This is a genomic window from Roseivivax isoporae LMG 25204, from assembly GCF_000521865.1.
GTDB lineage: Bacteria > Pseudomonadota > Alphaproteobacteria > Rhodobacterales > Rhodobacteraceae > Roseivivax > Roseivivax isoporae.
Map to the genome: position 1 here is coordinate 1 of NZ_JAME01000011.1, position 12,633 is coordinate 12,633.

The 12,633-nt window shown below is 68.3% G+C and carries 11 protein-coding genes and 1 tRNA gene; 7 read left to right on the forward strand and 5 right to left on the reverse strand.

What is annotated here, in order from left to right:
- Positions 1–416, forward strand: a 416-nt coding sequence (locus RISW2_RS08685) for a hypothetical protein (protein ID WP_043769230.1), incomplete at its 5' end; no start/stop codon positions are given.
- Between the two features lie 560 nt (positions 417–976).
- Here RISW2_RS08685 and RISW2_RS08690 read toward each other — a convergent pair.
- On the reverse strand, positions 977–3,256 hold the full coding sequence (locus tag RISW2_RS08690; RefSeq protein ID WP_043769232.1) for an adenosylcobalamin-dependent ribonucleoside-diphosphate reductase: 2,280 nt from the start codon (positions 3,254–3,256) through the stop codon (positions 977–979).
- Between the two features lie 119 nt (positions 3,257–3,375).
- Here RISW2_RS08690 and RISW2_RS08695 point away from each other — a divergent pair, with 119 nt between their 5' ends.
- Entirely contained in the window at positions 3,376–3,822 is a 447-nt protein-coding gene (locus tag RISW2_RS08695; protein WP_043769235.1) for a DUF1489 family protein, read from the forward strand.
- A 34-nt stretch (positions 3,823–3,856) separates the two neighbouring features.
- Here the strand turns inward: RISW2_RS08695 and RISW2_RS08700 are convergent, their stop codons facing one another.
- The gene (locus RISW2_RS08700; protein ID WP_043769237.1) at positions 3,857–4,837 is read right to left on the reverse strand and encodes a hypothetical protein; all 981 of its coding nucleotides are present in this window, start codon (positions 4,835–4,837) and stop codon (positions 3,857–3,859) included.
- 294 nt (positions 4,838–5,131) lie between these two features.
- Here RISW2_RS08700 and yghU point away from each other — a divergent pair, with 294 nt between their 5' ends.
- The gene (gene yghU / locus RISW2_RS08705; protein ID WP_043769239.1) at positions 5,132–5,989 is read left to right on the forward strand and encodes a glutathione-dependent disulfide-bond oxidoreductase; all 858 of its coding nucleotides are present in this window, start codon (positions 5,132–5,134) and stop codon (positions 5,987–5,989) included.
- On the forward strand, positions 5,986–6,837 hold the full coding sequence (locus RISW2_RS08710) for a class I SAM-dependent methyltransferase (RefSeq protein WP_043769241.1): 852 nt from the start codon (positions 5,986–5,988) through the stop codon (positions 6,835–6,837). The genes yghU and RISW2_RS08710 overlap by 4 nt, the downstream gene beginning before the upstream one ends.
- Before the next feature lie 46 nt (positions 6,838–6,883).
- Here the strand turns inward: RISW2_RS08710 and choX are convergent, their stop codons facing one another.
- Positions 6,884–7,810, reverse strand: coding sequence for a choline ABC transporter substrate-binding protein (gene choX / locus RISW2_RS08715; RefSeq protein ID WP_043769243.1), 927 nt, complete (start codon positions 7,808–7,810; stop codon positions 6,884–6,886).
- A gap of 195 nt (positions 7,811–8,005) precedes the next feature.
- Between choX and RISW2_RS08720 the strand changes: the two genes are divergently transcribed.
- Together RISW2_RS08720 and RISW2_RS08725 are read left to right on the forward strand one after the other, a co-directional pair.
- On the forward strand, positions 8,006–9,310 hold the full coding sequence (locus tag RISW2_RS08720) for a P-loop NTPase family protein (RefSeq protein ID WP_043769245.1): 1,305 nt from the start codon (positions 8,006–8,008) through the stop codon (positions 9,308–9,310).
- A gap of 95 nt (positions 9,311–9,405) precedes the next feature.
- A tRNA-Met gene (locus RISW2_RS08725) sits at positions 9,406–9,482 on the forward strand.
- 392 nt (positions 9,483–9,874) lie between these two features.
- Here the strand turns inward: RISW2_RS08725 and RISW2_RS08730 are convergent.
- A complete protein-coding gene (locus RISW2_RS08730) occupies positions 9,875–10,801 on the reverse strand; it encodes a DMT family transporter (RefSeq protein ID WP_043769248.1) in 927 nt (308 codons plus the stop codon).
- A gap of 69 nt (positions 10,802–10,870) precedes the next feature.
- Here RISW2_RS08730 and RISW2_RS08735 point away from each other — a divergent pair, with 69 nt between their 5' ends.
- The gene (locus RISW2_RS08735) at positions 10,871–11,782 is read left to right on the forward strand and encodes a LysR family transcriptional regulator (protein ID WP_043769250.1); all 912 of its coding nucleotides are present in this window, start codon (positions 10,871–10,873) and stop codon (positions 11,780–11,782) included.
- A gap of 85 nt (positions 11,783–11,867) precedes the next feature.
- Here RISW2_RS08735 and RISW2_RS08740 read toward each other — a convergent pair whose 3' ends face one another.
- Positions 11,868–12,464 (reverse strand): TetR/AcrR family transcriptional regulator, encoded by a 597-nt coding sequence (locus RISW2_RS08740; protein WP_043769251.1) that lies wholly within the window; start codon positions 12,462–12,464, stop codon positions 11,868–11,870.
- Between the last annotated feature and the right edge of the window lie 169 nt (positions 12,465–12,633).

Below are 12,633 nucleotides of genomic sequence, written 5' to 3' on the forward strand. Positions count from 1 at the left end.
GGTCGAAACCGGGGCCAGTTCAGAATGAGACCTGGGCACGCTGTGCCCTTCAGGCGGCGCGGCAGCGCCGCCTGAGCGTCTATCCCGATGAGTTCGGATTGGAGCAGGACATCTGCGACGTGACGCTGTGGCTCATCGAGATGCACAGCCTGTCTCGTGTCCACGTGTGGGTGGACCGTCACTACACGCAGATCGGCCGGGAGATCGCCGGCGTGACCGTCATGACCTCGCCGAGCCATCCCGCGCGGCTGACCGACGCGGCGCACCAGGCTTTTCTCGCGCTCGGCTACACGATCGAAGACACCCGCGCAGACACTTACGGCCACCAATTCTGCAACGGGTATCACTCGAAGCATGAGGCGATGCAGGCCTACGCGCGTATCGAGGGTGCGTTGCGACGCTGGCGATCCCCATAGGAAATTCGCAAGCACCTCGGAAAAGGGCGGCGAAAGCCGCCCTTTTTTCTCCTGTCGGGTTCGGCACACCGCCAACTTACGCCTTCCGATCCGTTTTCTGGAAACCGTGTCCTGTCTGCATCTGCTTCAGGCGCGAAACGCTCTCATGTAGCGCGTCAAAATCGCCCAACACGCGACGCCTTGAGTAATAGATGACCCGGGACTCCGATTACCGACACCGTGGATCGAAAATGCTGTAGGGAAAGGACCCACGTTGTCACGCGGGCAGCGAGGCTTTGGGCTCCATAAAAGCAGAAACTGACCAGGAAAAACGGCCCGCCTCCCGGAAGGGAAGCGGGCCGAACTTTTGCTCATGTCGGAGAACTCAGGGGGGACCTGCCAGCAGGACTGTCACGGCAGCATTATCCCACCAAAACAGGCTTGGATACGCGTTCTCAAGAAACCCAGTGATTTCAATCCTTAACTGGATGCAGGCAAAACAAGTCCCGACCCTTGGCAGGCGAATTCACGGGTTTTGGCATAACTACGCCCGTAAAAACAATAACTCGCCCCTCACCATCCTACTGGCACTTCGAATACCCGCAGCTCGTGCAGGTCATGCAGCCTTCGGACATGTGCATGTCGTACTGGCCGCAGGAGGGGCAGGGGCGGCCGCGGGGGGTGTCGAGGCCGACCACGCGGGCCTGGGGGTCGCTCTTGAGGCCCATGCCCTCGCCCTCGAGGAAGCCGATGGCGACGAGGTGCTGCTCGATCACGCCGCCGATGGCGGCGAGGATCGAGGGGATGTAGCGGCCCTTGACCCAGGCGCCGCCGCGGGGATCGAAGACGGCCTTCAGTTCCTCGACCACGAAGGAGACGTCGCCGCCGCGCCGGAACACCGCCGAGATCATGCGGGTGAGCGCCACGGTCCAGGCGAAGTGCTCCATGTTCTTCGAGTTGATGAAGACCTCGAACGGACGGCGGCGCCCGCCCACCACGATGTCGTTGATGGTGAGGTAGATGGCGTGCTCGCTGTCGGGCCACTTGAGCTTGTAGGTGGCGCCCTCGAGCGTCTGCGGCCGGTCGAGGGGCTCGGACATGTAGACGACCTCGGCGCCGGCCTCGGCCTCGTGCACGAGGACGGGCGTCTCGGCGGGCTTGTCGGCCTCGCTCACGCTCAGGACCGACCCGGTGACGTCGTTCGGGCGGTAGGTGGTGCAGCCCTTGCAGCCGGTCTCGTAGGCCTGCATGTAGACGTCCTTGAACGCCTCGAAGCCGATGTCCTCGGGGCAGTTGATGGTCTTCGAGATCGACGAATCCACCCATTTCTGCGCTGCCGCCTGCATCTTGACGTGCTCCTGCGGCGACAGGACCTGGGCGTTCACGAAATGGTCGGGCAGGGGGGCGTCGCCGCGGGTCTCGCGCCACATCTGCACGGCGTAGTCGACCACCTCCTCCTCGGTGCGGGTTCCGTCCTTCTGCAGGACCTTGCGGGTGTAGGCATAGGCGAAGACGGGCTCGATCCCGGAGGAGACGTTGCCGGCATAGAGCGAGATCGTGCCCGTGGGCGCGATCGAGGTCAGGAGGGCGTTGCGGATGCCGTGCGTGCGGATCGCCTCGCGCACGTCCTCGTCCATGGCGCGCATGGTGCCCGAGGCCAGGTACTTCTCGGCGTCGAAGAGGGGGAAGGCGCCCTTTTCCTTCGCGAGGTCCACGCTCGCGAGATAGGCCGCCCGTGCGATGCGCCTGAGCCAGGCCTCGGTCTGCGCGGCGGCCGCGTCCGAGCCGTAGCGCAGCCCGACCATCAGGAGCGCATCGGCGAGGCCCGTCACGCCGAGGCCGATCCGGCGCTTGGCGGCGGCCTCCTCCGCCTGCTGGGGCAGGGGGAAACGCGAGGCGTCCACCACGTTGTCCATCATGCGCACCGCGGTCGCCACCAGATCGTCGAGGGCGTCCTCGTCGAGGCTCGCATCCGTGCCGAACGGATCGGCCACGAGCCGGGCGAGGTTGATCGAGCCGAGAAGGCAGGCGCCGTAGGGCGGCAGGGGTTGCTCGCCGCAGGGATTGGTCGCCGCGATCGTCTCGCAATAGGCGAGGTTGTTGGCGGCGTTGATGCGGTCGATGAAGATGACGCCCGGCTCAGCATAGTCGTAGGTGGCGCGCATGATCCGGTTCCAGAGATCGCGCGCGGGCAGGGTGCGGAACACCTTGCCGCCGAAGGTCAGCTCCCACGGGCCGTCGGCCTTGACCGCCTCCATGAAGGCGTCGGTGACGAGGACCGAGAGGTTGAACATGCGCAGCCGCGCGCTGTCGGCCTTGGCGCCGATGAAGTCCTCGATGTCGGGATGGTCGCAGCGCATGGTTGCCATCATAGCGCCGCGGCGCGAGCCGGCCGACATGATGGTGCGGCACATGGCGTCCCAGACATCCATGAAGGACAGCGGGCCCGAGGCGTCGGCGGCGACGCCCGCGACCGGTGCGCCGCGCGGGCGGATGGTCGAGAAGTCGTAGCCGATGCCGCCGCCCTGCTGCATGGTCAGCGCGGCCTCCTTCAGCATGTCGAAGATGCCGGCCATGGTGTCGGGCACCGTCCCCATGACGAAGCAGTTGAACAGCGTGACCGACCGCGCCGTGCCGGCGCCCGCGGTGATGCGGCCCGCGGGGAGGTAGCGGAAATCCTCGAGCGCGGCGTAGAAGCGATCCTCCCAGGCCGCGGGCTCCGCCTCGGTTTCGGCCAGCGCGCGGGCGATCCGCCGCCAGGTGTCCTCGACCGAGCGGTCGACGGGCGTTCCGTCCGCCTCCTTGAGCCGGTACTTCATGTCCCAGATCTGTTCGGCGATGGGGGCGGCGAAGCGGGTCATGAGGCGATTCCTGATCTGTCGCGAGGGGCCGTCCACCATAGACCGGCCTGCGGATTTGCTCAACGGGTTGCTGTCGATGACGCGACGCCTACAATATGCGCCGTGGAGTGGGAACCATCATGGCACAAGCACGCGCATCCGGGATCTGTCATCTGCTCAAGCTCAGCGCCGGCACCGAGTCGGTCGAGGAGCTGGCGCGCTGGCAGGCTTCGGCGCGCGCCAAGGGTGCGGACGGCAATCCGCGCCACGTGACCCGCATGTGGCCCAAGCGCGAGGCCGACATCGTCGCCGGCGGATCGATCTACTGGGTGATCAAGGGATTGATCCAGTGCCGCCAGCGGGTGCTGCGGCTCGACGAGGTCGCGGGCGGGGACGGGGTGCGCCGCTGCGCCATCGTGCTCGAGCCGGGGCTGATCCGCGTGACGCCGGCGCCGCGGCGGCCGTTCCAGGGCTGGCGCTACCTGATGCCCGACGACGCGCCCGCGGATCTTCCGGCGTCGCGGCAGGACGAGGACGCCCTGCCGCCGGAGCTGGCCGGGGCGCTGGCCGAGATCGGCGTGATCTGAGGCGCGGCGGCCCCGCGCCCCGGATGGCGACGTCTCAGAACCCGATGCCGGTAAGGACGCCGCCCGTGGCGGTCCGGTCGCCCTCGAGAACGTTGCCGGTGAGGGTGTTGCCCGGCAGCCGCTTGCGCGCGGAGGTGTCGCCGAGCGGGATCGTCGCACCGATGGCGATGCGGCGGCCGTCGCTCGCGCCGCCCACCGTGTCGCCATTGAGGTGGGTGTACTCGCCGCTCAGGATCACCGGCTGACCCGCCGCGTAGAGCGTGTAGGCCGCGCCCACCGAGGTGCTGTTGAGCGTGGCGTCGAGGTCATCGGAGGTCGTGCGGTGATAGCTGCCGAACGCCTCGATCCCGTTGCCGAACGCATAGGCCGCGCCGATGCCCGCGGCGGAGGAATCGAAGGTCGTGTCGCCGATGTCGCCGCGCGACAGCACGCCGCTCGCGAACAGGGTAAAGCCGTTCTGGAGGTCGAAGCGCGTGGCCAGCCCGTAATCGATCACGTCGATGTCGTCGGCCGCGTCGTCGAGCTCGGTCTCGCCAATGCTGAGGCGCGTCTGCCAGCGCGGCGTGTCGTAGAACATCTCGATGCCGTAGCTGTCGAGGTTCTGCCGGTCGCCGCCGCCGAAATCGATCGAATCGCGGGCGATGTAGGTCCCGGCGCCGAGTGCGGGCGAGAACTGGTAGCGCGCGGCCACGTCGACGCCGCGGTTCGAGTCGATGCCGAGCCCCTCGCCATCGTTGGTGCCCGTCGCGTCGAGGTCCATGTCGAGGCTAACCGGTCCCGACGAGAACGTGCCGCCGAAATCCAGCGTGCCGGCGGTGCCGTCGAGCCCGTCATCGCCGCCGTAATCGCTGAGGCCGAGAGAGAAGGCGCCGCCGAAGGACACGCCGCCGCCGCCCCCCGGGCCCGCCTGCGCCGCCGCGCCGCCTGCCAGCGCCGCCCAAGACAGCGCCGCGAGAGAGAGGATGCCCGTGCAGCGGGCCCGGCCCTGCCGCGTCGTGAAGGGGATGCTGCCCATGATCTGCCGCCTCGCGTTTTTTTGTGAGCTAAACTAAAGCGTTACTTGCGCCTTTATGCACGGTCAACGTTCGCCCGCACGATTCGTTGCAACCGGCGGGAAGTCGCCGCGGATTTATATGCGGGCCCGTTCACCGCCTGTGCGCACCCCGACGCGGCCTGTGCGGTGGTGCAGCCTGCGGCGTCTGGCCTTTCGGCGGGCGATGGCTACCTTGCGGCCACAAGGCAGGGCTCCGTCCGGGGGCCCGGGCAACGTCCGCGGCGCCGCGCGCCGTGTCATCTGAAAGGAGCCGACATGAGCTACACGCCCCCCGAGATCTGGACATGGGACGCCGAGAGCGGCGGCAAGTGGGCCAAGCTGAACCGCCCGATCGCCGGCCCGACCCACGACAAGGAGCTGCCGGTCGGACAGCATCCGTTTCAGCTCTATTCGCTGGCGACGCCGAACGGCGTGAAGGTGACGGTGCTCTTCGAGGAGCTGCTGGCGGCCGGGCATGCCGGTGCCGAATACGACGCGTGGCTCATCCGCATCCAGGACGGCGACCAGTTCGGGTCGGGCTTCGTCGACGTGAACCCAAACTCGAAGATCCCCGCGCTGATGGACCGCTCGGGTCCGGAACCGGTGCGGGTCTTCGAATCCGGTGCCATCCTGCTGCACCTCGCCGAGAAGTTCGACGCCTTCCTCGGGCCGCGCGCGGTCCGTCCCGAGATGCTGTCGTGGCTCTTCTGGCAGATGGGATCGGCGCCCTATCTCGGAGGCGGCTTCGGCCATTTCTACGCCTATGCGCCCGAGCCCATGGAATACCCGATCAACCGCTTCGCGATGGAGGTGAAGCGCCAGCTCGACGTGCTCGACCGGACCCTCGCGGACCGGCGCTACCTCGCGGGTGACGACTACACCATCGCCGACATGGCGAACTGGGCGTGGTACGGGCAGCTCGCGCTCGGCCGGCAATACGAGGCGGGGACGTTCCTGCAGGTCGAAAGCTACGAGAACGTGCAGCGCTGGGCCAAGGAGATCGACGCGCGTCCGGCCGTGCAGCGCGGGCGCATGGTCAACCGCATGACCGGCGCGCCCGAGACGCAGCTGCACGAACGTCACGACGCCTCCGATTTCGAGACCAGCACGCAGGACAAGGTGGGCGGCGCGTGACCGGTGCGCCCGGCGGCAGCCCCAACGCCGCGCAGGCCGAGGCCTGGGGCGGCGACATGGGCCGCCGCTGGGCGGCACGCACGGCCGATCTCGAGGCGCAGATGGCGGGCGTGCTCGACGTGCTCCTCGACCGCGCCGCCCTGGCGCCGGGCGAACGCGTGCTCGACATCGGCTGCGGGGCCGGCGGCTCCACCCGGGCCGCGGCACGGGCGGTGGGCCCCTCGGGCAGTGCGCTCGGGCTCGACATCTCGGCGCCGCTCCTGGCGCTCGCGCGCGAACGCGCGCCGGACAACGCGCGCTTCGTCCAGGCCGATGCGCAGGTCCACGGCTTTGACGGGCCGCCCTTCGACGCCGCGCTCTCGCGTTTCGGGGTGATGTTCTTCGACGACCCGGTCGCAGCCTTCGCCAACATCCGTTCCGCGCTCGCGCCGGGCGGGCGTCTCGTGATGGCGTGCTGGGCGGGGCCCGAGGGCAACCCGTGGTTCACCGACCCGCGCGACGCGGCGGTGGCACGGCTCGGCCCGGTGCCGCAGGGGGACCCGGATGCGGCCGGTCCCATGGCCTTCCGCGACCCCAGCCGCGTCCTGCCGATCCTCGCGGCCGCGGGCTTTGCCGATGCCGGCGTCGAGACGGTGACCCCTGACCTGCACCTTCCGGACGGCTGGGCGGCGATGGAGCGGATGCTGCCCGAGATCGGCCCGATCCCGGGCATCCTGCGCGAGCGGGGCGGCACGCAGGAGGACCTGCGCGCCATCCTCGGGACGCTGCACGCGCGCTGGCGCGACCGGATCGGACCCGACGGCATCCGGCTGCCCGCCCGCGTCAGGATCTACGCCGCGCGCGCGTGACTGCGCCGCCGCCGGGGGCTTCGCCGCCCCCGCCCGGCGCGCGGGGTCACTGCAGCGCCGACATCACCGCCTCGGTCGCGTCGCCGCCGTCGCGCGTGGTGACGCCCTCGAGCCAGCCCTCGACCATGCCGGTGTTCTCGGCCATCCACGCGGTCGCGGCCGCCTCGGGATCCTGACCGTCGTCGAGGATCGCGGCCATGATCTGGTTCTCCATCTCGAGGCTGAAGGCGAGGTTGTCGAGCAGCGTGCCCACGTTCGGACAGTCCTCGGCAAAGCCCGCGCGCGTGTTGGTGTAGACCGTCGCGCCGCCCAGGTTGGGGCCGAAATACTCGTCGCCTCCCGTGAGATAGGTCAGATCGTAGTTCGCGTTCATCGGATGCGGTTCCCACGCGAGAAAGACGATGGGCTCGTCGCGGTCGCTCAGGCGTCCGACCTGCGCCAGCATCCCCTGTTCAGAGCTCTCGCGGATGTCGAAGTCGCCGAGGCCGAAGGCGTCCGCCTCGATCATGTCGAGGATCAGCCGGTTGCCGTCGTTGCCGGGCTCGATCCCGTAGATCGTTTCGTCGAGCGCGTCGGCGTTCGCGGCGATGTCCTCGAAGCTCTCGATGCCGAGCGCGGCGCCCGCCGCGTTGGTGGCGAGCGTGTACTTCGCGCCCTCGAGGTTCGCGCGCACGGTCACGACAGACCCGTCTTCGCGGTAGGGCGCGATGTCGTTCTCCATCGTCGGCATCCAGTTCCCGAGGAACACGTCGATGTCGCCGTCCGCCATGGAGGTGTAGGTCACCGGCACCGACAGGACCTTGACGTCGGTCTCGTAGCCGAGCGCCTCGAGCACCACGGTCGTCGCCGCGGTCGTCGCGGTGATGTCGGTCCAGCCGACATCGGCGAAGCTGATCTCCTCGCAGGCATCCTGGGCCTGTGCGGCACCGGCGGCGAGGGCCACGGCGATTGCGGTCGTCAGCGTCAGTCTCATGCGGTTTTTCCCCTTCTGTGGTGCCCGCCCGTCGCGGGCGGGCGCATCATGGCCATATAGGCCGGTGCTTCAAGGTTTCCGCAGAGGATGCAGTCCGGCGAAGTCCGGCAAATTGTCCAGTCCGGGCCGCTCTCTCGCCACAAACTGGCGCTTCCTTGTGCGCAAGACCCGCCCAGGGGGAAGAAGGAGCGCCAGATGAACATGCAGTCCACCGTGCTCGCGCCGCCGGCGCCGAAGCGGATCGAGGACATGGCGCTGTCGAAGGTGATGATGCGCGACATCGTCCTCAAGACGATGTTCCGCAAGAGCCTCAACACCGTGAGCGAGCTCGCGCGCACGGTCTGCCTGCCCGTGCAGGTCACGCAGGAGATCGTGGACTACGCCCGCGGCCAGATGCTGCTCGAGGCGATGGGCACGCTGTCGGCCTCGGCGCTGGCCGAGATGACCTACCAGCTGACCGATTCGGGGCGCGCGCGCGCGCTCGACGCGCTGTCGCAGTCGGAATATTTCGGCGCGATGCCGGTGCCGCTGTCGGTCTACCGCGAACAGGTGGCGCGCCAGTCGATCCGCAACATCCAGATCACGCGCGACCAGCTGACGCGCGCCATGGGCCACCTCGTGCTGCCGCCGACACTCCTCGACACGCTCGGGCCCGCGGTCAGCTCCGGCCGGTCGATCCTGATGTACGGGCCCCCGGGCAACGGCAAGTCGTCGATCTCGAACGGGATCCGCGATGCCATGGGCGACCGCATCTACGTGCCGCGCGCGATCGAGTATGCGGGGCAGGTCATCACCATGTACGACCCGATCGTGCACAACGCCGCCGAGGAGGCGCAGGACGATCCCACGCAGCTGCGCCGCCGCACGCTGTTCGATGCGCGCTACGTGCTCTGCCAGCGGCCCACGGTGATCACCGGGGGCGAGCTGTCGCTCGACATGCTCGACCTCGTCTACAACCCCACCGCGCGCACCTACCAGGCGCCGCTGCAGCTCAAGTCGACCGGCGGCATCTTCATTGTCGACGACCTCGGCCGGCAGGCCGAGCCGCCGCAGAAGCTGGTGAACCGCTGGATCGTGCCGCTCGAGGAGGGCAAGGACATCCTCGCGCTGCAATCGGGCGAGAAGTTCGAGGTGCCCTTCGACACGCTCGTGATCTTCTCGACCAACTTCCACCCGAACGAGATCTTCGACCGGGCGGCGCTGCGGCGGATCTTCTTCAAGATCAAGATCGACGGCCCGGACCAGGAGAACTTCCTCAAGATCTTCGCCCTCGTCGCGCGCAAGAAGAAGATGCAGCTCTGCGAAAGGAGCCTCGTCTACCTGCTCAAGCACAAGTACCCGACGATCGACAACGTCTACGCCAACTACCAGCCGGTGTTCCTGGTCGACCAGATGATCGCGGTCTGCAATTTCGAAGGTCTGCCCTACAAGATGACGCCGGAACTGGTCGACCGCGCCTGGGCGAACATGTTCGTGCGCGACGAGCAGATCGTGAAGTGACGGCCCCGCGCGGGGCCGCGGCGGCGCGGGCGAAAAAGTCGGGAAATTTCCGCTTGACCGTCCCCGCCACCTGCCATACTCACCCCCACGCTCTTGGCGGAGTAGCTCAGTTGGTTAGAGCAGAGGAATCATAATCCTTGTGTCGGGGGTTCAAGTCCCTCCTCCGCTACCATCACACCCCAACCTGAAAATCAGGCTCCGAGACGAATGCGGTAATGCGCCGCCTCGGCGGGGAACCCGGCGTCATCACGCCGGGGCCGATGTCAAGACTTCACGCCGAACTGCTGTACCGAACGGGGAGAGGTCACCTTTCTCCCGGACGGCGACGCAGACCTCCATCCCCGGCATCCGTGGTCGCTGGGACGTCGCCTCCATGCCACGTTTCCTCTCGCCCGCGGTCGGTGACGGCGCCATGGCCGTCATGTACATCCATCGCTCTCGCGGCTGGCCGGCGCCTGAGCGCAAGGAGATCCCGCAGGACCGTTTCCCGTCAGCTGGTGATGCCGCGTTCTGCCCCGGCCCGCTTCGGGACCAGGGCGGGCCCACGGACCGGCAACCGGCGCCCTAGCCCCTGTTCCGGTTCCTGCTCATGAGGATCGCGCCGGCGGCGATCATGGTGATCCCCAGCCCTTCCCGCGTGCTGGGAACCTCCCCGAAAAAGAGGGCGCCCCATACGGCGGCGAACCCCAGATACGCGGTGTCGAAGACCCCCACCACCGGTGTCGGAGCGAGGCGGTAGGCCAGGGCAACCGCCGGGGCGATGATTGCCATGAGCACCCCGAGGAGGATCGCGAGGCTCCAGCCCGCGATGCCCAGCGGTGGCCAGAGAGACAGGGCGAAGCCCCCGTCGCCTCCTGGCCGGACGATTGCGAGGACGGCCAGCCCGGCGGCGGCCACACCGCAGAGGCAGAGGTTGAGCGTGACGGCCATCGCGCCCGGGCTCTCGTCCTGGCAGCGGCTCCAGGTGATCAGCCCGGCCAGGGCGTAGAACCCGGCGGCCGCGAGCGGGAGCAGCATCAGAGGGGTGACGCTTTCGGGCGAGGGGGAAACCGCGAGGAACACGCCCGCGAGCGAGAGCGCGATGGCGCTCCACCCGAGGCCGCCGATCGTCATGCCCAGCAGGACGCGGCCGAGCAGCGCCATCCAGGCGGGTGCGGTGTAGTAGCAGGCGGCCGCGAGGGCGAAGGACATGGCCGGCAGCGCCGCGTAGTAGCTGAGCCACATGGCGGAGAGGCAGAGGCTGCGTGCCCAGACCCAGCCGGATAGGCTCGGGCACAGGCCCTGGGCGCCCCGGTCGCGCAGCAGCCATATGGCGAGCAGAAGCGTGGCGACGACGGAGCGCAGCAGGACCAGCTGCGCCAGCCCGAAGCGGTCATCCCCGAGCTTCACCACAGCGTCCGAGAAGGACAGCAGGAAGACGGCCGCGAGGATCGCAAGGATGCCGCGCGCGGGTCCGCCTAGCGGGCGGGGTGGTCTGGATGTCCATTCCATGCGGGGTGGAAAGCAGGCCCGGGCTTGTTCATAAAATGAGAACTTCGAGAAGAACCATGAGGACGTGGAATGGATCGTCGGATGCTGCCGCCGCTGTCCCGTCTGCCGGCCTTCGAGGCGGCCGCACGGCATGAGAGCTTCACCGCCGCCGCCCGGGAACTCGGCCTGACGCAGACCGCCGTGACCAAGCAGATCGCTGCCCTCGAGGCGGATCTCGGTGTGCGGCTCTTCGAGCGGCGGAACAGGGCGGTGTTCCTGACCGACGCGGGACGCGCCTTCGGCCGGGTGGTCGGGACGGCCCTGGCCGACATCTCGGCCGAGACGGCCCGGTTGCGCGGCGGACGCGCCGCCGGCGGACTGGTCCTGCACTGTCAGCTCTGCGAGGCGTTCTACTGGCTGATGCCGCGCCTCGCGCGGTTTCACGAACGGCACCCCGGACTGGAGGTTCGTGTCATCAGCGCGCTCGCCCCGCTCATCGCGGCGCCGGAACCCTTCGACGTGGCGATCCAGACGACCGGGCGGCCGTCCGGCTCGGCGCGCCTGGCCTTCACCGCCTCGGACGAGATCTTTCCGGTTGCGGCGACGGGGCTGGTGCCCGCCGACGCCCTTCCGCTGCCGGTCGCGCGGCTGCCGCAGTACACGCTGCTGTCGCACCAGGTCCTGCCGCAGGACTGGCTGGACTGGCCCGACTGGTTCGCGGCGCTCGGGCACGCGACCCCGAGAAATGCCAGGCTGGCCGGCTTCGACAGCTTTCCGCTGGTCCTGCAGGCGGCGGTGGCGGGCCAGGGGATCGCGCTCGGCTGGCGCAACACGGTGAGCGGGCTCATCGCCGATGGCAAGCTCGTGCGGGTCTGCGCCGAGGCCGTGTTCCGCCCGACCGAGATCTCGGTCTTTCGCGGCACGCGGAGCGGGAACCATCCGGAGACGGATGCCCTGCTCGCCTGGCTGCGCGACGAGCTGGCCGAGCCCGGACGGCATTGACCGTTTCGCCGCCCGGGCGTTCGGCGGGAACGACGCGTCACGACATGCCAACCGCCCCCGCCGGCCGACGGTCGGCTCCGGCCGCTCAGGAGCTGGCGTGGGACCGGCGATCGACGAGCGCGCGCACCATCATGTACAACGCGTCGACGGAGAGGCTGTCCTCGATCTCGCCGCGCCGGAGGTTCTGGCGCAGCGCGATGCCGTCGAAGGCAAGCATGAGCGAATGGGTCAGCGCCTCGCGTTCGGCCGGGTCGGAGCCGGGCAGGGCGCCGCCGATCATGTTGTGGATGCGTGACATGGTCCAGATCAGAAGGTCCGGATTGTATTCGTCGCCGGGCTTTGCCGTGGCGAGGGCCTGAACGAGCGTGAGCGTCTGGCCCGAGCGGTCGGCCGCGATGCCGTGCAACAGCCCGTCGATCAGGCTTCGCAGGCATGCCTCCGGTGTGTCCTGAGCCATGACCTGCTCTTCCAGTTCGGCGACCTTGGCGCGCAGCCATGGATCGAAGACCGCGAACGCGATCTCGAACTTCGAGGCGAAGTAGACGTAGACGTTCGACTGCGAGGTGCCGGCCGCCCGCGCGATGCTGCTGATCGTCGTCGCGATGTAGCCCTTTTCCATGAACAGCCGGTGCGCGGCCTCCATGATGGCCTTTCGGACCTGCTCGCTTTTTTGGCGTGCCATCGGCGCGTCTCCACCGTCGTTTTTAACCGAATGACATTCGCTATTGACAGAATCAAGCCCTTTGCTCCTCATTAAAGAACGTCATTCGTTAATGCGCCGTCAGAGCGTGAAGCCAACCGGGAGATGACCTTGCCACGAACCAGCCAGCCGAACTTCATCTGCAACCTTC

Bases quoted from the DNA above. Each gene is read 5' to 3' on its own strand.
- RISW2_RS08690 (WP_043769232.1), bottom strand. From the start codon at position 3,256: ATGACCCGCTTCGCCGCCCCCATCGCCGAACAGATCTGGGACATGAAG.
- RISW2_RS08695 (WP_043769235.1), top strand. From the start codon at position 3,376: ATGGCACAAGCACGCGCATCCGGGATCTGTCATCTGCTCAAGCTCAGC.
- RISW2_RS08700 (WP_043769237.1), bottom strand. From the start codon at position 4,837: ATGGGCAGCATCCCCTTCACGACGCGGCAGGGCCGGGCCCGCTGCACG.
- yghU (WP_043769239.1), top strand. From the start codon at position 5,132: ATGAGCTACACGCCCCCCGAGATCTGGACATGGGACGCCGAGAGCGGC.
- choX (WP_043769243.1), bottom strand. From the start codon at position 7,810: ATGAGACTGACGCTGACGACCGCAATCGCCGTGGCCCTCGCCGCCGGT.
- RISW2_RS08720 (WP_043769245.1), top strand. From the start codon at position 8,006: ATGAACATGCAGTCCACCGTGCTCGCGCCGCCGGCGCCGAAGCGGATC.
- RISW2_RS08730 (WP_043769248.1), bottom strand. From the start codon at position 10,801: ATGGAATGGACATCCAGACCACCCCGCCCGCTAGGCGGACCCGCGCGC.
- RISW2_RS08735 (WP_043769250.1), top strand. From the start codon at position 10,871: ATGGATCGTCGGATGCTGCCGCCGCTGTCCCGTCTGCCGGCCTTCGAG.
- RISW2_RS08740 (WP_043769251.1), bottom strand. From the start codon at position 12,464: ATGGCACGCCAAAAAAGCGAGCAGGTCCGAAAGGCCATCATGGAGGCC.